The 19,205-nt window shown below is 57.9% G+C and carries 16 protein-coding genes; 11 read left to right on the top strand and 5 right to left on the bottom strand.

The features are described 5' to 3' along the window. Positions 1-82 precede the first annotated feature (82 nt). On the top strand, positions 83-835 hold the full coding sequence (locus HZ99_RS05535) for a hypothetical protein (protein ID WP_144243153.1): 753 nt from the start codon (positions 83-85) through the stop codon (positions 833-835). A gap of 138 nt (positions 836-973) precedes the next feature. After that, complete coding sequence (locus tag HZ99_RS05530; RefSeq protein ID WP_038441741.1) at positions 974-1,852, top strand: LysR family transcriptional regulator; 879 nt, start codon at positions 974-976, stop codon at positions 1,850-1,852. A 67-nt stretch (positions 1,853-1,919) separates the two neighbouring features. Here HZ99_RS05530 and HZ99_RS05525 read toward each other — a convergent pair whose 3' ends face one another. Further along, complete coding sequence (locus HZ99_RS05525) at positions 1,920-4,145, bottom strand: NADP-dependent isocitrate dehydrogenase (RefSeq protein WP_038441740.1); 2,226 nt, start codon at positions 4,143-4,145, stop codon at positions 1,920-1,922. Positions 4,146-4,640: 495 nt separating this feature from the next. Between HZ99_RS05525 and icd the strand changes: the two genes are divergently transcribed. Then, complete coding sequence (gene icd, locus HZ99_RS05520) at positions 4,641-5,897, top strand: NADP-dependent isocitrate dehydrogenase (protein ID WP_038447951.1); 1,257 nt, start codon at positions 4,641-4,643, stop codon at positions 5,895-5,897. Between the two features lie 80 nt (positions 5,898-5,977). Here the strand turns inward: icd and cspD are convergent, their stop codons facing one another. Further along, on the bottom strand, positions 5,978-6,277 hold the full coding sequence (cspD, locus tag HZ99_RS05515; protein ID WP_038447950.1) for a cold shock domain-containing protein CspD: 300 nt from the start codon (positions 6,275-6,277) through the stop codon (positions 5,978-5,980). A 224-nt stretch (positions 6,278-6,501) separates the two neighbouring features. On the opposite strand from cspD, the gene clpS reads away from it, so the two are divergent. Both clpS and clpA read left to right on the top strand, forming a co-directional pair. Continuing rightward, entirely contained in the window at positions 6,502-6,870 is a 369-nt protein-coding gene (clpS, locus tag HZ99_RS05510; protein ID WP_029293391.1) for an ATP-dependent Clp protease adapter ClpS, read from the top strand. A gap of 29 nt (positions 6,871-6,899) precedes the next feature. Then, positions 6,900-9,170 carry an ATP-dependent Clp protease ATP-binding subunit ClpA gene (clpA, locus tag HZ99_RS05505; protein WP_038441739.1) on the top strand — a complete coding sequence of 757 codons (2,271 nt, stop codon included), beginning with the start codon at positions 6,900-6,902 and terminating at the stop codon, positions 9,168-9,170. A 228-nt stretch (positions 9,171-9,398) separates the two neighbouring features. On the opposite strand, the gene infA is transcribed toward clpA, so the two are convergent. The 3 genes from infA to aat form a co-directional block, all read right to left on the bottom strand. Then, positions 9,399-9,617, bottom strand: a complete 219-nt coding sequence (gene infA, locus HZ99_RS05500) for a translation initiation factor IF-1 (RefSeq protein WP_002553999.1) — start codon at positions 9,615-9,617, stop codon at positions 9,399-9,401. 100 nt (positions 9,618-9,717) lie between these two features. Then, positions 9,718-10,425, bottom strand: a complete 708-nt coding sequence (locus tag HZ99_RS05495; protein WP_038441738.1) for an arginyltransferase — start codon at positions 10,423-10,425, stop codon at positions 9,718-9,720. Positions 10,426-10,480: 55 nt separating this feature from the next. After that, a complete protein-coding gene (aat, locus tag HZ99_RS05490) occupies positions 10,481-11,161 on the bottom strand; it encodes a leucyl/phenylalanyl-tRNA--protein transferase (protein WP_038441737.1) in 681 nt (226 codons plus the stop codon). A gap of 522 nt (positions 11,162-11,683) precedes the next feature. On the opposite strand from aat, the gene HZ99_RS05485 reads away from it, so the two are divergent. Genes HZ99_RS05485 through cysG form a run of 6 tightly spaced genes read left to right on the top strand, consistent with a single transcriptional unit; the run spans position 11,684 to position 19,172 of the window. Beyond that, complete coding sequence (locus HZ99_RS05485) at positions 11,684-14,092, top strand: DNA translocase FtsK (protein WP_038441736.1); 2,409 nt, start codon at positions 11,684-11,686, stop codon at positions 14,090-14,092. 57 nt (positions 14,093-14,149) lie between these two features. Then, positions 14,150-14,773, top strand: coding sequence for an outer membrane lipoprotein chaperone LolA (lolA, locus tag HZ99_RS05480; RefSeq protein WP_038441735.1), 624 nt, complete (start codon positions 14,150-14,152; stop codon positions 14,771-14,773). Between the two features lie 10 nt (positions 14,774-14,783). Beyond that, positions 14,784-16,109, top strand: a complete 1,326-nt coding sequence (locus HZ99_RS05475; protein ID WP_038441734.1) for a replication-associated recombination protein A — start codon at positions 14,784-14,786, stop codon at positions 16,107-16,109. After that, the gene (gene crcB, locus HZ99_RS05470; protein ID WP_038441733.1) at positions 16,106-16,480 is read left to right on the top strand and encodes a fluoride efflux transporter CrcB; all 375 of its coding nucleotides are present in this window, start codon (positions 16,106-16,108) and stop codon (positions 16,478-16,480) included. Before HZ99_RS05475 ends, crcB begins: the two co-directional genes overlap by 4 nt. 16 nt (positions 16,481-16,496) lie before the next feature. Beyond that, positions 16,497-17,777: a serine--tRNA ligase gene (gene serS / locus HZ99_RS05465; protein ID WP_038441732.1), complete on the top strand. Its 1,281-nt coding sequence runs from the start codon at positions 16,497-16,499 to the stop codon at positions 17,775-17,777. Further along, positions 17,778-19,172: a siroheme synthase CysG gene (gene cysG / locus HZ99_RS05460; protein ID WP_029293572.1), complete on the top strand. Its 1,395-nt coding sequence runs from the start codon at positions 17,778-17,780 to the stop codon at positions 19,170-19,172. The last annotated feature ends 33 nt before the right edge of the window (positions 19,173-19,205 follow it).

The following is a 19,205-nucleotide window of genomic DNA, read 5'->3' as shown; positions in this document are numbered from 1 at the left end:
GTTCGTGGGACAGCCGTATCTCACCAGATTTGGAAGTCTTTTTCAGAGTTTCCTTAGGTCTTGTATTTCTCGAGCTGGCGTAGTGCGACTTGAAGATGTGCTTCGTTGGACGACGCAGGAACTAGCTTTGGAGGGTAAGCCGGTTGGTATGGCTGATTGGCCGACAATGTGCTCCCAAAGGCCGGCAGTGGAGTTTCTTGAGGCGGAAATAGATGCTGCCCATCACCCGCGGTTTTGGCAATCCGTTCTCTACTCCACAAATGCCGTACTTGATTTGATTTGGCCTGCAATGCCAGACGAGGACAAAAAGATATTTCTGGGGTACTCAAGTTGGTGGATGGCCTACCGCGTTTCAATTCCGATTGAGAATGCATTGAAAATTAAATCATTGCTCGAATCTGGGCAGCTATCAATCATCAAAGGTGAGCTTGAGGTGATTGAGTGCAATGGAAGATTTATCCTGGAGGTGGTTAATCAGTCGGATAGAAGTTACCGCGATTACGATTCCGTTGTGGTGGCTACAGGTACGCCCCGTGATGTGAGTAAGTTTGATAACCCTTTGGTACAAAATATTCTTCAGCAGGGAATTGGATGTGTAGACCCCTTCGGCGGAGTGAAGGTTTCTACTGAGTCAGGTGGATTGATAAATCATTTAGGGCATGTGGATGACAGGATCACTGTTTTGGGAGAGCTGACAAGTGGTGCGTTCTTTTTTACTAGTGCTTTGGAAATAAACGCTCGCCATTCGACGATACGTGCAGAGTACGTTTTGGCGAGATTGGCACTAACTTCCGACGCGTATTCTAATGGCCTTAAAGCTCGATTGTTGGCGTAGGATGCCAAAAAAATCTCTGGTTAAACATTTTTTTATATCTTTGCACATGGGTTTAACTCGTACCTATCCGAATGGCTAGTGGCGAGTGAGGCGTTGATTTGCCACAATCGGAATACTTATTTCGGTGGGTGGCGTGTCATGAGAGTCAATCTTGATATTCAGTCGTTGCGAAGCTTTATCAAAGTAGGCGAAACTAAAAGTTTTACGCGCGCGGCCGAAGCTTTAAGTCTGACTCAGCCTGCTATTAGTCAGCAGATCAAACGGCTAGAAGATTTATTGGGAGTGGAGTTGTTTGCAAGGGAAAAGCGAAAGGTATTGTTAACGCTGGAGGGGGAAAAGCTTTTCAGTCATGCCAAGGATATTGTTGTTTGTAACGATAAGGTCGGTTGCTTGTTTGAAAAGGTTGAAAAGAGAGAAACGATCATAGTGGGTATGCCAGAACATTTTTGTGAGAGGGTGCTCCCAAAGATTATTTCCAGCATGGCTACTCACTTTCCAGCAATACAGATGGTGGTGAAGGTCGCTAGGTCTGGTTTGCTATTGGATGCGGTAAGTGAGGGCAAGATCGACCTATGCCTAGTGATGGATGAGCTAAAAAAAATGCATGAGCGGCCTTGGCATACATTATCGGTCAGGTGGTTTGCTGGCGATCGCGCTGACGTGATTGATAAGTCATATGATGTTCCGCTCGCTTTGTTCAAGCCGCCGTGTGGGTTTCGCAGTCTGGCGATTCGGAGTCTGGAGGAGTGCGGTATCAAATGGCATTGCGTTTATGAGTCGGAAGACTTGATGTCTCTGCGGTCTGCGGTGCAGGCGGGAGTAGGTATTACATTGCTGCCTTTTGTCGCACAAGTGTCGGGTTTAAAGAGTCTCGAAGGCATTTCCAGTTTGCCGGTGTTACCTCGGTTTGCTGTGGTGCCTAAAGAGCGAGCGGGTTGGAATCCTGTTTACAGGCGTGAGGTGCTTGAATTGATTCGCTCTGTATGGATTTCAGAGTATGCCAATGCTTCCTTGTGACTAACTCACTTTCGTTGAAAACAAAAACCCCGGCACATAGCCGGGGCTTCTTTGCTTCTCTACAGGTTCACTGCAACTTGGCAATCGCCGCATTCAGCGTGTTGCTCGGACGCATAGCCTTGCTGGTCAGCTCAGGGTTCGGCGCGTAGTAGCCGCCGATGTCCACTGGCTTGCCCTGAACGGCGTTGAGTTCGGCAACGATGGTTGCTTCGTTCTCGGCCAGGGTTTTTGCCAGTTCAGCGAACTGCGCCTGCAGCGCGGTATCTTCAGTCTGGGCGGCCAGGGCTTGTGCCCAGTACAGCGCCAGGTAGAAGTGGCTGCCGCGGTTGTCGATGTTGCCGACTTTGCGCGATGGCGACTTGTTGTTGTCGAGGAACTGGCCGGTGGCCTGGTCCAGGGTCTTGGACAGTACCAGGGCTTTCGGGTTGTTGTAGTTCACACCCAAATGCTCAAGGGAGGCTGCCAGGGCCAGGAACTCGCCCAGGGAGTCCCAGCGCAGGAAGTTTTCTTCCAGCAGTTGCTGCACGTGCTTTGGCGCCGAGCCGCCGGCGCCGGTTTCGAACAGGCCGCCACCATTCATCAGCGGTACGATCGACAGCATCTTGGCGCTGGTGCCCAGTTCCATGATCGGGAACAGGTCCGTCAGGTAGTCGCGCAGTACGTTGCCAGTCACCGAGATGGTGTCCAGGCCCTTGCGGGTGCGTTCCAGGGTGAACTTCATCGCGTCGACCGGCGACATGATGCGGATGTCCAGGCCTTCGGTGTTGTGGTCTTTCAGGTAGGCCTGCACTTTTTCGACCACTACGCCGTCGTGGGCGCGCAGCGGGTCCAGCCAGAAAATGGCCGGGGTGTTGCTGGCACGGGCGCGGTTGACGGCCAGTTTGACCCAGTCCTGGATCGGCGCGTCTTTGGTCTGGCACATACGGAAGATGTCGCCGGCCTCAACCGACTGTTCCATCAGCAGGTTGCCCTTGCTGTCGGTGACGCGGACTACGCCGTCAGCCTTGATCTGGAAGGTCTTGTCGTGGGAGCCGTACTCTTCGGCTTTCTTCGCCATCAGGCCAACGTTTGGCACGCTACCCATGGTGGTCGGGTCGAAGGCGCCGTTGGCCTTGCAGTCTTCGATGACCGCCTGGTAGATGGTGGCGTAGCAGCGATCCGGGATCACGGCCTTGGTGTCGTGCAACTGGCCGTCGGTGCCCCACATCTTGCCGGAGTCACGGATCATGGCCGGCATCGAGGCGTCGACGATCACGTCGCTCGGTACGTGCAGGTTAGTGATGCCTTTGTCGGAGTTGACCATCGCCAGGGAAGGGCGAACGGCGTAGACCGCCTGGATGTCCGCTTCGATCTGCGCTTGCTGGTCGGCCGGCAGGGCCTTGATGCGAGCGTACAGGTCGCCGATGCCGTTGTTCAGGTTGAAGCCGATCTGTTCCAGCACAGTAGCGTGCTTGGCCAGGGCGTCCTTGTAGAACTCGGCAACGATCTGGCCGAACATGATCGGGTCGGAGACCTTCATCATGGTGGCTTTCAGGTGAACCGACAGCAGCACACCCTGTTTCTTGGCGTCTTCGATTTCAGCGGCAATGAAGGCGCGCAGGGCGTTCTTGCTCAGCACGGCGCTGTCGAGGATCTCGCCGGCCAGTGCGGTGGTCTTTTCCTTCAGGACGGTGGTGGTGCCATCCTTGCCGACCAGCTCGATTTTGACAGCATCGGCTGCTTCGATCTGTACGGCTTTTTCGCTGCCGTAGAAGTCGCCATTGCTCATGTGAGCCACGTGGGACTTGGAGTCAGCAGCCCAGGCGCCCATTTTGTGCGGGTGCTTGCGCGCGTAGTTCTTGACCGACAGTGGGGCGCGGCGGTCGGAGTTGCCTTCGCGCAGCACCGGGTTCACGGCGCTGCCCTTGACCTTGTCGTAACGTGCACGGGTTTCTTTTTCCGCGTCGGTGGTTACGGTTTCCGGGTAGTCCGGCAGGGCATAGCCCTGGGCCTGCAGCTCCTTGATCGCGGCTTGCAGCTGCGGGGTCGAGGCGCTGATGTTCGGCAGCTTGATGATATTGGCTTCAGGGGTAACGGCCAGGGCGCCCAGTTCGGCGAGGTGGTCCGCAACAGCCTTGGTGCCCAGTTGCTCGGGGAAGCTTGCGAGGATGCGCCCTGCGAGGGAAATATCGCGGGTTTCCACTTCAATATCAGCGGAAGCGGTGAAAGCCTCTACGATAGGCAGCAGTGAATAGGTGGCGAGGGCTGGGGCTTCGTCGGTGAAGGTATAGATGATCTTCGAGCGGGTGGGCATATTCGGATTAACTCTCTTCTTTGCTAAAAGCGTGCGCGGAAACTCGAGATGCGCCGGGTAGAGCGCGTTCGTTCAAAGTCATCCATGAGCCGAATGTCGATGTTTCTTCGCGGTGATGTTGGGTTGCATCAGTCGAGCGTCAAGCGGGTGGGCTGCTGTGGCGGCCCGGCTTTTTCAGGCGCAGGTGCTCGATATAGAGCGGTCGGCCGTCGTGACTCTTTGGTCAGCGGCGGCATTATACATAGGTCGCTATGCTTACGCCGAGCCTTCATACAAAAGGTGGGTCGTCCATTGGTCTAAAGGTCGCGGGGGCCTGATTGCGCCTAAAGTCGCACGTAGTGCTCAAGTTTGGCGTTTTTCCCTTTTGTTTCAAGGTTGTAGGCGACTGAATCTGCGGTTTTCGCAGCAAATGTGCCGGGCGCAAGGTTCCAGTCCACATTCAACTGGAGTAGGCTCGGACACAGCCAGATGTTCAATCCACAAACGGAGTTCAGCATGGGATACAAGAAGATTCAGGTTCCGGCAGTCGGCGACAAAATCACCGTCAATGCAGACCATTCTCTCAATGTTCCTGACAACCCGATCATTCCTTTTATCGAAGGTGACGGTATTGGCGTCGACATCAGTCCGGTGATGATCAAGGTGGTCGATGCAGCTGTTAACAAGGCTTACGGCGGCAAGCGCAAAATCTCCTGGATGGAGGTGTATGCCGGCGAGAAGGCCACTCAGGTTTACGACCAGGACACCTGGCTGCCCCAGGAAACCCTGGACGCGGTCAAGGACTATGTGGTTTCCATCAAGGGCCCGCTGACCACGCCGGTCGGTGGCGGTATCCGCTCGCTGAACGTCGCACTGCGCCAGCAACTGGACCTGTATGTATGCCTGCGCCCGGTGCGCTGGTTCGAAGGTGTGCCAAGCCCGGTCAAAAAGCCTGGCGATGTGGACATGACTATCTTTCGTGAGAACTCCGAGGATATTTACGCCGGTATCGAGTGGAAGGCCGGTTCGCCAGAGGCCATCAAGGTCATCAAGTTCCTCAAGGAGGAAATGGGCGTCACCAAGATCCGTTTTGACCAGGATTGTGGGATTGGCGTCAAGCCGGTTTCCAAGGAGGGCACCAAGCGCCTGGCGCGCAAGGCCCTGCAGTATGTAGTGGATAACGACCGTGAGTCGCTGACCATTGTCCACAAAGGCAACATCATGAAGTTCACCGAAGGTGCCTTCAAGGAATGGGCCTACGAAGTGGCGGCCGAAGACTTCGGCGCAACCCTGCTCGACGGTGGGCCGTGGATGCAGTTCAAGAACCCGCGCACCGGCAGGAATGTCGTGGTCAAGGACGCGATTGCCGACGCCATGCTCCAGCAGATCCTGCTGCGCCCGGCCGAATACGATGTGATCGCGACCCTCAACCTCAACGGTGACTACCTCTCGGACGCCTTGGCGGCAGAAGTGGGTGGTATTGGTATTGCGCCGGGTGCCAACCTGTCCGACACCGTGGCGATGTTCGAAGCCACCCATGGCACTGCGCCTAAGTATGCTGGCAAGGATCAGGTCAACCCGGGCTCGTTGATTCTGTCGGCGGAAATGATGCTGCGCCATATGGGGTGGACCGAGGCGGCGGACCTGATCATCAAGGGTACCAACGGGGCGATTTCGGCCAAGACGGTGACCTATGACTTCGAGCGTTTGATGGAGGGCGCCAAGCTGGTGTCGTCATCGGGCTTTGGCGATGCGTTGATTTCGCATATGTAAGTCGAAGGCTATAAATAAACGGCCATTCTGACTGAGTCAGGATGGCCGTTTTTTATGCAGAGTATCTACTCATTGGCCGATCAGGCCGTTTGTTTCTTTTTGGAATGAACGGATGTTTCTGCCTTGCCATGCTTGTCTTCGTAGGGGGTTCCAGGTGAGGTCGCGGATGCTGCACAGATTTCTACAGCGTGCAGGCCCTTGGGCCCCTGGATGATCTCAAAAGTCACTAATTGGCCCGCTTTCAGCGTTTTGTAACCCTCCATGGTGATCGCCGAATAATGCGCAAAAAGGTCTTCACTCTTGCCGTCTTCATTAATGAAGCCGTAGCCCTTGGCATTATTGAACCATTTGACCTTGCCACTGATCTTGACGCCAGACATACCCATATCCCTCTGCACCAGACTCCATCACTGGAGTATCATCCAGTTTATCCGTCCTAACCCGAATAAATAAGGTTGACTGCGCGGACCTTTTTTACCCACTGTGGGTTCTATTGGTTGTAACACCGTTTTGCCGATAGTCAAGGTGACCAGTCGCTCGGAGTTGAATTTCTGACAGGTCGCCCCCATCACTGTAAATGAACAACTGACGAACCTTTCTTTCCATGCATGCATTCAGCCAGATTCGACTAACATTCAATCAGGATCGCCCGGATCATCTAGAAGACGATGACGGTTCTGCAGGCATCGCTGTTCAGGAGGCCAAGCCTGCTTTACAGGCGCCGCCGATGTACAAGGTGGTTTTGTTCAATGATGACTACACGCCGATGGATTTCGTCGTCGAAGTACTCGAGGTGTTTTTTAATCTGAACCGCGAGTTGGCGACCAAGGTAATGCTGGCCGTTCACACAGAAGGACGGGCAGTATGTGGAGTGTTTACCCGCGACATCGCCGAGACCAAGGCCATGCAGGTCAACCAGTACGCCAGGGAAAGCCAGCATCCGCTACTCTGTGAAATCGAGAAGGACGGTTAACTCCGACCACTTGGGTATGAGGTGAAGCTATGTTAAACCGCGAGCTCGAAGTCACCCTCAATCTTGCCTTCAAGGAGGCCCGTTCGAAGCGTCATGAATTCATGACCGTCGAACACCTGCTGCTGGCACTTTTGGATAACGAAGCTGCCGCCACCGTTCTGCGTGCGTGCGGCGCCAACCTCGACAAGCTCAAGCATGACCTGCAAGAGTTTATTGACTCCACCACGCCACTGATCCCCGTGCATGACGAGGACCGTGAAACCCAGCCAACCCTGGGCTTCCAACGGGTGTTGCAGCGTGCTGTCTTCCACGTGCAGAGCTCCGGCAAGCGTGAAGTGACGGGCGCCAATGTACTGGTTGCCATCTTCAGTGAGCAGGAAAGCCAGGCAGTGTTCCTGCTCAAGCAGCAGAGCGTGGCGCGTATCGATGTCGTCAACTACATTGCCCATGGCATCTCGAAAGTGCCAGGGCATGGCGATCACTCCGAAGGTGAGCAGGATATGCAGGACGACGAGGGCGGTGAGTCTTCTTCTTCAAGCAACCCGCTGGATGCCTATGCCAGCAACCTCAACGAGCTTGCGCGCCAGGGGCGGATCGATCCGCTGGTTGGGCGCGAAATGGAAGTTGAACGTGTTGCGCAGATCCTGGCTCGTCGTCGTAAGAACAACCCGCTGTTGGTGGGCGAGGCGGGCGTGGGCAAGACTGCAATTGCCGAAGGCTTGGCCAAGCGCATTGTAGATAACCAGGTGCCTGATCTGCTGGCCAACAGCGTCGTCTACTCCCTTGACCTGGGGGCGCTGCTCGCCGGGACCAAGTACCGTGGCGACTTTGAAAAACGGTTCAAGGCGTTGCTTGGCGAGCTGAAAAAGCGTCCGCAGGCGATCCTGTTCATCGATGAGATCCACACCATCATTGGTGCCGGCGCGGCTTCTGGTGGGGTGATGGATGCATCCAATCTGCTCAAGCCGCTGTTGTCCTCGGGCGATATCCGTTGCATCGGCTCGACCACCTTCCAGGAGTTTCGTGGGATCTTCGAAAAAGACCGTGCCCTGGCGCGTCGCTTCCAGAAAGTCGACGTGTCCGAGCCTTCGGTCGAAGACACCATTGGCATCCTGCGTGGGCTGAAAGGTCGTTTCGAGGCGCATCACAGCATCGAATACAGTGATGAGGCGCTGCGTGCGGCCGCTGAACTGGCTTCGCGCTACATCAATGACCGGCATATGCCGGACAAAGCCATCGATGTGATCGACGAAGCGGGGGCCTACCAGCGCCTGCAGCCGGTAGAGAAGCGTGTGAAGCGTATCGAAGTGGCTCAGGTCGAGGATATCGTGGCGAAAATCGCGCGTATTCCGCCAAAACACGTTACCAGTTCCGACAAGGAGCTACTGCGTAACCTGGAGCGCGATCTCAAGCTGACGGTGTTTGGCCAGGATGCGGCGATTGATTCGCTGTCGACGGCGATCAAGCTGTCCCGGGCCGGGCTCAAGTCGCCGGACAAGCCGGTAGGTTCGTTCCTGTTCGCCGGCCCTACCGGCGTTGGTAAGACCGAGGCGGCGCGGCAGTTGGCCAAGGCCATGGGCATTGAGCTGGTGCGGTTCGACATGTCCGAATACATGGAGCGGCACACTGTGTCGCGCCTGATCGGTGCGCCTCCGGGCTATGTTGGCTTTGATCAGGGTGGCCTGTTGACCGAGGCGATCACCAAGCAGCCGCATTGCGTGCTGCTGCTCGATGAAATTGAAAAGGCCCACCCGGAAGTCTTCAACCTGCTGTTGCAGGTCATGGATCACGGGACCCTGACCGATAACAACGGGCGCAAGGCGGACTTTCGCAACGTGATCGTGATCATGACCACCAACGCCGGCGCCGAGACGGCCGCGCGGGCTTCCATTGGCTTCACTCATCAAGATCACTCTTCCGACGCCATGGAAGTGATCAAGAAGAGCTTCACGCCGGAATTCCGTAACCGCCTGGACACCATTATCCAGTTTGGTCGTCTCAGTCATGAGGTGATCAAAAGCGTGGTGGACAAGTTCCTTACCGAGCTTCAGGCGCAATTGGAAGACAAGCGTGTGCAGTTGGAAGTGACGGACGCGGCGCGCAGTTGGATTGCCGAAGGTGGCTATGATGCGGCAATGGGCGCCCGCCCAATGGCGCGCCTGATCCAGGACAAGATCAAGCGGCCGCTGGCCGAAGAGATTCTGTTCGGCGAGCTTTCCGATCATGGTGGCGTGGTGCATATCGACTTGAAGAATGGTGAGCTGACCTTCGAATTCGAAACCACGGCCGAAATGGCCTGATCGCAACTCCACAAAAAGGCGCTTCGGCGCCTTTTTTGTTATTTCTCAAGCACCGCGATCAAAATGTGGGAGCGGGCTTGCTCGCGATAGCGGCGTATCGGTGCCAGATGTATCGCCTGACGCACTGCTATCGCGAGCAAGTCCGCTCCCACATTAGTTTTATGGTGTTTGAGAAATAGCACGCACACAAAAACGCCCGGCATAACCGGGCGTCTTGTATTGACTTGTTTAGCGAGCGCGGTAAGTGATGCGCCCTTTGCTCAAGTCATAGGGCGTCAGCTCGACGCGCACTTTGTCACCGGTAAGAATACGAATGTAGTTCTTGCGCATCTTGCCGGAGATATGCGCGGTTACGACGTGCCCATTTTCCAACTCCACGCGAAACATGGTGTTGGGCAGGGTGTCGACGACAGTGCCTTCCATTTCGAAGCTGTCTTCTTTCGACATGCAGTAAAGCCCTCGGTATCCAGTGAATGGCCCGGTGCAACTGCGCCAGGCAAAAGCGGCGTGCATTGTGCCCGAAAAAGGGTGTTCAAGCCAAGGGGTTCTAGTTAAGCGTGACCCATCTTTGATTAATCAGCAGCTCAATGGGCCGATATTGGGTCTTGTAGTTCATCTTTTTGCAGTTTTTGATCCAGTACCCGAGGTACACCGCCTCCAGCTTTTGCCTGGATGCTTCACCGATTTGCCACAGGATGGCAAAGCGCCCGAGGCTGCGACGTTCTTCGGTGGGTTCGTAAAAGGTGTAGACCGCCGACAAGCCATTGGGCAGCAGGTCGGTGACCGCTACCGCCAGCAGCCGTCCTTCAAGCCGGAACTCGTAGAAACGCGAGAACGGCAGATCACGCACCAGGAACGTGGAAAACTGGTCACGGCTGGGTGGGAACATGTCGCCGTCGGCGTGACGTTGTTCGATATAGCGCTGGTAAAGATCGAAGTACTCTTCGCTGAAACCGGGCTTGGCTGGGACTACGGTCAGGTCGGCATTGCGCTTGAGGATGCGTTTTTGATTACGGTCCGCCAAAAACTGCGCCACAGGGATGCGCGCCGGGACGCAGGCGTTGCAGTTCTGGCAGTGCGGCCGATACAGGTGGTCGCCACTGCGCCGAAAGCCCATCTCTGACAGATCGGCGTATACATGCACGTCCATCGGCTGGCTGGGGTCGAGGAACAGCGTAGTGGCCTGTTCCTCGGGCAGGTAGCTGCAAGAGTGGGGTTGAGTGGCATAAAACTTCAAGCGCGCCAATTCGGTCATGATCAACCCTCGGATAAGCTTTGAAATAAGTGTAAGTCAGGTGCGCGCAAGTCGCCTAAGAAACCCACGGCCCACTGTTGGCTTGATCAAGATGGTCGCGCAGGTATCCGGCGAAGTCGCTGCGGGGAATGGCGCGGGCGCCGAGGCTGTGCAGGTGATCGGTGGGCATCTGGCAGTCGATCAGCACAAAGCCCCAGGCCTGTAATTGCCTGACGAGGGTGGCAAAACCGAACTTTGAGGCATTGTCTGCGCGACTGAACATCGACTCGCCAAAAAACAGCTGGCCCATGGCCAGGCCGTATAGGCCGCCTACCAGTTCGCCCTGGTCCCATACCTCGACGGAATGGGCATAACCGCGCTGGTGCAATTGCCGGTAGGCACTCTGCATGGCTTCGGTGATCCAGGTGCCGTCTGCATAGCTGCGAGGTGCTGCACAGGCTTGAATGACAGCGGCGAAGTCCTGGTCGAAGGTTACCTCGTAGCGTTGCTGGCGCAGCAGCTTGGCGAGGCTGCGGGACACGTGCAGCTCTGCGGGGAGCAGCACTGTGCGCGGGTCGGGTGACCACCACAGGATCGGCTGGCCTTCCGAGAACCAGGGGAAGCAGCCGTGGCGATAGGCTTGGACCAGGCGGTCAGCAGACAGGTCGCCACCGGCAGCCAGCAGGCCGTTGGGTTCGCGCATGGCTTTTGCCAGCGGTGGAAATGTCAGGGTGTTGCGTTGCAACCAGGTGAGCATGGGCAGTCAGGCTTACGGAAAGGGAGGGCGGTGACAGGCTGGGGCCCGCCGCGTAGACAGTGATTATTGTCGACTCGGGGCCACTCGGCCAGCCCGATCACGTAATCAGTACCCATGATGCATGAGCGGGTGTTTCTGCAACTCTATAGCGGTGATGCGGTCGTAATCGCGTCACGGGGTCATCCGTTGGGCGGGAATGCGGGGTAAAGCTTGTCCAGTCTGATAAAAACAGCTCATAAGCCTTTGTCAGCAAAGACAATGCATGCTCAAATTGAAGTGTATGTGTCATGCGTCTGTATAGGCTCCATGAGTGAGGCAGGCAGCGTGGCAACGGGCACACAAACCCGTACAATGGCGACACTATGTCCTTGTTGGCTGGCGTGGGCGCCGGTGCATGATTCAGTCTCGCAGTGTTAAAGGACGTTTGACGACGCTCGTTCACTTTTCACCTGCCCGGATTGGGCAGTATTTTTATAGTCATTCAACAGTTGGACGCGCTCAAGGCGCAGGAAAAGACCCGTTTTGAAGAAATCCGCCGCAGCACCCAAAACAGCAGTGGTACCGGCCTGGCGCCAGCACCTGCACTATCGGCTCAAGGAAGGCGCGCTGATTGCCATCGGTGCTTTGTGCCTGTTCCTGATGATGGCCTTGCTGACCTATGGCAAGGACGATCCGGGCTGGAGCCATAACAGCAAGATCGATGATGTGCAGAACTTCGGCGGGCCAGTGGGCTCCTACAGCGCTGATATCCTGTTCATGATCCTCGGCTATTTCGCCTATATCTTCCCGCTGCTATTGGCGATCAAGACCTGGCAGATCTTCCGCCAGCGCCATGAGCCGTGGCAGTGGAGCGGCTGGTTGTTTTCCTGGCGCCTGATCGGCCTGGTGTTCCTGGTGTTGTCGGGCGCAGCGTTGGCACATATCCATTTCCACGCGCCGACCGGCCTGCCGGCGGGTGCGGGCGGCGCCCTGGGCGAAAGCCTGGGTGACCTGGCCCGCAAGACCCTGAACATCCAGGGCAGCACGCTGATGTTCATCGCCCTGTTCCTGTTTGGCCTGACGGTATTTACCGACTTGTCCTGGTTCAAGGTCATGGATGTGACGGGCAAGATCACTCTCGATCTGTTCGAGCTGTTTCAAGGGGCTGCCAACCGTTGGTGGGTAGCCCGCGTGGATCGCAAGCGCATGGTTGCGCAATTGCGTGAAGTCGATACCCGGGTCAATGAGGTCGTAGCCCCGAGCACACCCGACCGCAGAGAGCAGGCCAAGGTCAAGGAACGCCTGATCGAGCGCGAGCAGGCTCTGACCAAGCACATGTCCGACCGCGAGAAACAAGTACCACCGGTTATCGCCCCGGCGCCCGTCAAGGCGCCCGAGCCGAGCCATCGAGTGCAGAAAGAGAAGCAGGCACCGCTGTTTATCGACAGTGCCGTCGAAGGCACCTTGCCGCCGATCTCGATCCTGGACCCGGCCGAAAAGAAACAACTCAACTATTCCCCGGAGTCCCTGGCGGCCGTGGGCCATCTGTTGGAAATCAAACTCAAGGAGTTTGGCGTCGAAGTGTCGGTGGATTCGATCCACCCTGGCCCGGTGATTACCCGTTACGAAATCCAGCCGGCCGCCGGTGTCAAGGTCAGCCGTATTGCCAACCTGGCCAAAGACCTTGCGCGTTCCCTGGCCGTGACCAGCGTGCGTGTGGTGGAAGTGATCCCCGGCAAAACCACCGTGGGCATCGAGATCCCCAACGAAGACCGGCAGATTGTGCGTTTCTCTGAAGTGCTGTCGACCCCGGAGTATGACAACTTCAAATCGCCGGTCACCCTGGCCCTGGGCCACGACATTGGCGGCAAGCCGGTGATCACTGACCTGGCGAAAATGCCTCACCTGCTGGTTGCCGGTACCACCGGTTCCGGTAAGTCGGTGGGGGTCAACGCGATGATCCTGTCGATCCTGTTCAAGTCCGGCCCGGAAGATGCCAAGCTGATCATGATCGACCCGAAGATGCTGGAATTGTCGATCTACGAAGGCATCCCGCACCTGCTGTGCCCGGTGGTGACCGACATGAAGGACGCCGCCAATGCCCTGCGCTGGAGCGTTGCCGAGATGGAGCGGCGCTACAAGCTGATGGCGAAGATGGGCGTGCGTAACTTGTCGGGCTTCAATGCCAAGATCAAGGAAGCCCACGAGCGCGGCGAGACCATTGATGACCCGTTGTACAGGCGCGAAAGCATTCACGACGAAGCGCCGAAACTGACCAAGCTGCCGACCATCGTGGTGGTGGTCGACGAATTTGCCGACATGATGATGATTGTCGGCAAGAAGGTCGAAGAGTTGATCGCACGTATCGCCCAGAAGGCCCGTGCGGCAGGGATTCACTTGATCCTCGCGACCCAGCGGCCGTCGGTGGACGTGATCACCGGCTTGATCAAGGCCAACATCCCGACCCGCATGGCGTTCCAGGTGTCGAGCAAGATCGACTCACGGACCATCATAGACCAGGGCGGCGCCGAGCAATTGCTGGGGCATGGTGACATGCTCTACATGCCGCCTGGTACCAGCCTGCCGATCCGGGTTCACGGTGCCTTCGTTTCCGATGACGAGGTGCATCGTGTGGTCGAGGCGTGGAAACTGCGCGGCGCTCCGGAATACAACGACGATATCCTGGCGGGGGTCGAGGAGGCCGGTAGCGGCTTCGACGGTGGCAGCGGTGGCGGTGACGATGATGCCGAGACCGACGCACTGTACGACGAAGCAGTGGCGTTCGTGCTGGAAAGCCGTCGCGCCTCGATCTCTGCGGTGCAACGCAAACTGAAGATCGGCTACAACCGCGCCGCACGCATGATCGAATCCATGGAAATGGCCGGCGTCGTTACGGCAATGAACACCAACGGCTCGCGCGAAGTGATCGCGCCAGGGCCGATGCGCGACTGACCTCGTGCCGCGTGGCAGCACGCGGCGCGCCTTTCACATCATTCTATGAGGACTCCCATGCGTCTTATCCGCATGCTGTTGTTGCCGGCATTGGCCCTGACCGCGTTTTCGGTCCACGCAGACCAGGCATCCGTCGCGAGCCTGACCAACCTGCTGGACAAATCCAAGACCCTGACCGCGCGCTTCTCCCAATTGACCTTGGATGGCGGCGGCACCCAGTTGCAGGAAACTGCCGGTGAAATGGCCGTGCAGCGCCCGGGCCTGTTCTTCTGGAAAACCGACGCGCCCAACGAGCAGACCATTGTTTCCGATGGCAAGAAAGTCACGTTGTGGGACCCGGACCTGGAACAGGCGACCATCAAGACCCTCGACCCACGTCTGAGCCAGACCCCGGCCTTACTGTTGTCCGGCGATGTGTCGCAGATCAGCGAGAGTTTCGAGATTACCTCCAAGCAACAAAGCAACGTGATCGACTTCACGCTCAAGCCCAAGTCCAAGGACACGTTGTTCGACAGTCTGCGCCTGTCGTTTCGCAACGGTGTGATCAACGATATGCAACTGGTTGACAGTGTCGGCCAGCGCACCAATATCCTGTTCACCGGGGTCAAGGCCAATGAGCCGGTTCCAGCCTCCACATTCAAGTTCGACATCCCCAAGGGTGCCGATGTGATCCAGGAGTAAGTCGCAGCCCATGGACCTGTTTCGCAGTGACCCGATCGCCCAGCCTTTGGCCGCGCGCCTGCGCTCGACCAACCTGGATGAGTATGTCGGGCAAGAGCACCTGCTGGCCCGCGGCAAGCCCCTGCGCGAAGCCCTGGAGCAGGGTGCCCTGCACTCGATGATTTTCTGGGGGCCGCCGGGCGTGGGCAAGACCACCCTGGCGCGGCTGCTGGCGAAAGTCTCGGATGCACACTTTGAAACGGTCTCTGCGGTATTGGCCGGGGTCAAGGAGATCCGCCAGGCGGTGGAAGTCGCCAAGCAGCAGGCCGGGCAGTATGGCCGGCGCACCATCCTGTTTGTCGACGAAGTACACCGTTTCAACAAGTCGCAGCAGGATGCATTCCTGCCTTATGTGGAAGATGGCACGCTGATTTTTATTGGCGCCACCACGGAAAACCCCTCGTTTGAACTGAACAACGCGCTGCTCTCGCGGGCGCGGGTGTATGTGCTCAAAAGCCTCGACGAAGCAGCGATGCAGAAGCTGTTGCAGCGGGCGCTGAGCGAGGACAAGGGGCTGGGCAAGCGCCATCTGAGCCTTGGGGAAGAGGCTTTCAAGATCCTGTTGGCGGCGGCTGACGGTGACGGTCGACGTTTCCTCAACCTGCTGGAAAACGCCTCGGACCTGGCCGAAGACAACAGTGAGATGGGTGTCGACCTGCTGCAAAGCCTGCTGGGCGACACCCGGCGGCGCTTCGACAAGGGCGGCGAGGCTTTCTACGACCAGATTTCGGCATTGCACAAATCCGTGCGTGGCTCCAACCCGGACGGCGCGCTGTATTGGTTTGCGCGCATGATCGACGGCGGCTGCGATCCGCTGTACCTGGCCCGGCGTGTGGTGCGCATGGCCAGCGAGGACATCGGCAACGCCGACCCACGGGCATTGAGCCTGTGCCTGGCGGCATGGGAGGTCCAGGAGCGGCTGGGCAGCCCGGAAGGCGAGTTGGCGGTGGCGCAGGCCATCACCTACCTGGCCTGCGCGCCGAAAAGCAATGCGGTGTACATGGGCTTCAAATCGGCGCTGCGCGCGGCGGCGGAGCACGGCTCGTTGGAAGTCCCGCTGCACCTGCGCAACGCGCCGACCAAGCTGATGAAACAGTTGGGTTATGGCGACGAATACCGCTACGCCCACGATGAGCCGGATGCCTATGCCGCCGGTGAGGACTACTTTCCCGACGAACTTGAGCCGCAGCCGTTCTACCAGCCAGTGCCCCGAGGCCTGGAGCTGAAGATCGGGGAAAAGCTCAATCATCTGGCGCAACTTGACCGCCTGAGCCCCAAGCAACGGAGAAAACCATGATTCCCTTGGTGATTGCAGTTTCCGTCGGCGGTGTGGCCGGTACCTTGTTGCGCTTTGCCACCGGCAATTGGATCAACGCCAATTGGCCGAAGCACTTCTATACCGCGACGCTGGCCGTTAATATCGTTGGCTGCCTGCTGATCGGCGTGTTGTATGGCCTGTTTCTGTTACGCCCGGAGGTGCCTGTTGAAGTGCGCGCCGGGTTGATGGTGGGCTTCCTCGGCGGCCTGACCACCTTTTCATCCTTTTCACTGGATACCGTGCGCCTGCTGGAAAGCGGGCAAGTGCCGCTGGCAATAGGCTATGCGGCCATCAGTGTATTCGGCGGGCTGCTTGCCACCTGGGCTGGCCTGTCCTTGACCAAACTTTGATAAACGAGAGACCGACATGCTCGATTCCAAACTGTTACGTAGCAACCTTCAGGACGTAGCGGACCGCCTTGCATCCCGTGGCTTTGCCCTGGATGTTGCGCGCATCGAAGCGCTGGAAGAACAGCGCAAGACCGTCCAGACCCGCACCGAAGCACTGCAGGCTGAGCGCAATGCACGTTCCAAATCCATCGGTCAGGCCAAGCAGCGCGGTGAAGACATCGCGCCACTGATGGCGGACGTCGAGCGCATGGGCAGCGAGCTGTCCGACGGCAAAGTCGAGCTGGACAAAATTCAGTCCGAGTTGGATTCGATCCTGCTGGGCATTCCTAACCTGCCGCATGAGTCGGTGCCGGTTGGCGAAGATGAAGACGGTAACGTCGAAGTACGTCGCTGGGGCACGCCAAAGGCCTTTGATTTCGAGATCAAGGACCACGTCGCCCTGGGCGAATTGACCGGTGGCCTGGATTTTGAAACCGCCGCCAAAATGTCCGGCGCACGCTTTGCCTTGCTGCGCGGCCCGATCGCGCGCATGCACCGTGCCCTGGCGCAGTTCATGCTCAACCTGCACACCGGCGAACACGGTTACGAAGAGGCTTACACCCCGTACCTGGTTCAGGCCCCGGCGTTGATGGGCACCAGCCAATTGCCGAAGTTCGAGGAAGACCTGTTCAAGATCACCCGTGATGGCGAAGCCGATCTGTACCTGATCCCGACCGCCGAAGTGTCGCTGACCAATATCGTGGCCGGCGAGATTCTCGACGCCAAGCAACTGCCGATCAAATTTGTCGCCCATAGCCCATGTTTCCGCAGTGAAGCCGGTGCGTCGGGCCGTGACACCCGCGGCATGATCCGCCAGCACCAGTTCGACAAGGTCGAGATGGTGCAGGTGGTCGAGCCGTCGACCTCCATGGAGGCTCTGGAAGGCCTGACTGCCAACGCCGAGCGGGTCCTGCAACTGCTGGAGTTGCCGTACCGCGTATTGGCGCTGTGCACCGGTGACATGGGTTTCAGCGCAGTGAAGACTTACGACCTTGAAGTATGGGTGCCGAGCCAGGGCAAATATCGTGAGATTTCCTCGTGCTCCAACTGCGGCGATTTCCAGGCCCGACGCATGCAGGCGCGTTTCCGTAATCCGGAAACCGGCAAGCCGGAGTTGGTCCACACCCTCAACGGCTCGGGCCTGGCCGTTGGCCGGACCCTGGTTGCAGTGCTGGAAAACTACCAGCAGGCTGATGGTTCGATCCGCGTACCTGAAGTGCTCAAGCCTTACATGGCGGGCGTTGAGGTCATCGGCTAAATGGAATTTCTGCCGCTGTTTCATAACCTGCGCGGCAGTCGTGTGTTGGTCGTCGGTGGCGGGGAGATTGCCTTGCGCAAATCCCGGCTGCTGGCCGATGCCGGCGCGTTGTTGCGGGTGGTTGCTCCCCTGATTGAAGACCAGTTGCGTGAACTGGTGCAGGGCAGTGGCGGTGAGCTGATTGTGCGTGGTTACCAGGAGGCGGACCTGGATGGCTGCACCCTGATCATCGCGGCAACCGACGACGAGCCACTGAACGCGCAAGTGTCCAGCGATGCCCGGCGCCGGTGTGTGCCAGTCAACGTAGTGGACGCGCCGGCGCTGTGCAGCGTGATCTTCCCGGCGATTGTCGACCGCTCACCCTTGGTGATTGCGGTGTCCAGTGGCGGCGATGCGCCGGTGCTGGCGCGCTTGATTCGCGCCAAACTGGAAACCTGGATTCCATCCACCTACGGTCAACTGGCCGGGCTGGCTGCGCGTTTTCGGGCCCAGGTCAAAGGTTTATATCCCGACGTGCAGCAGCGTCGGGCTTTCTGGGAAGAGGTTTTCCAGGGCCCGATTGCCGATCGGCAATTGGCTGGGCAAGGCGATGAAGCCGAGCGTTTGCTGGTGGAGAAGGTCAATGGCAAACCGCCCCATGCGCCGGGCGAGGTGTACCTGGTGGGCGCGGGCCCCGGTGACCCGGACCTCCTGACCTTTCGCGCCCTGCGCTTGATGCAGCAAGCCGATGTGGTGCTGTATGACCGCCTGGTGGCACCGGCGATTCTTGAGCTGTGCCGGCGCGATGCCGAGCGGGTGTATGTCGGCAAGCGCCGTGCGGATCACGCCGTACCGCAAGACCAGATCAACCAGCAACTGGTGAAACTGGCCAAGCAGGGCAAGCGCGTACTGCGCCTCAAGGGCGGCGATCCGTTTATTTTTGGTCGTGGCGGTGAAGAGATCGAAGAACTGGCAGCTAATGGCATCCCGTTCCAGGTGGTGCCGGGAATTACCGCAGCCAGTGGCTGTGCGGCCTACGCCGGCATTCCCCTGACCCATCGCGATTATGCGCAATCGGTACGTTTCATCACCGGGCACCTGAAGGACGGGACCTCGGATTTGCCTTGGAATGACCTGGTGGGACCGTCACAGACCCTGGTGTTCTACATGGGCTTGATTGGCTTGCCGATCATCTGTGAGCAACTGATTCGCCATGGTCGCTCGGCGGATACCCCGGCGGCATTGATTCAGCAAGGCACAACGTCCAACCAGCGAGTATTTACCGGCACCCTGGCCGACCTGCCGCGCCTGGTGGCGGAGCATGAAGTACATGCTCCGACGCTGGTGATCGTAGGAGAAGTGGTGGTGTTGCGTGAGAAGCTGAAGTGGTTCGAGGGCGCCCAATCCCAGGTATAACCCTGTTGCCCGGCCGCACACAGATCAACTGTG

Source organism: Pseudomonas fluorescens (genome assembly GCF_000730425.1).
GTDB classification, from domain to species: Bacteria; Pseudomonadota; Gammaproteobacteria; order Pseudomonadales; family Pseudomonadaceae; genus Aquipseudomonas; species Aquipseudomonas fluorescens_X.
Note: the sequence above shows the minus strand (reverse complement) of the source record. Positions and strands in the feature narration are given on the sequence as shown.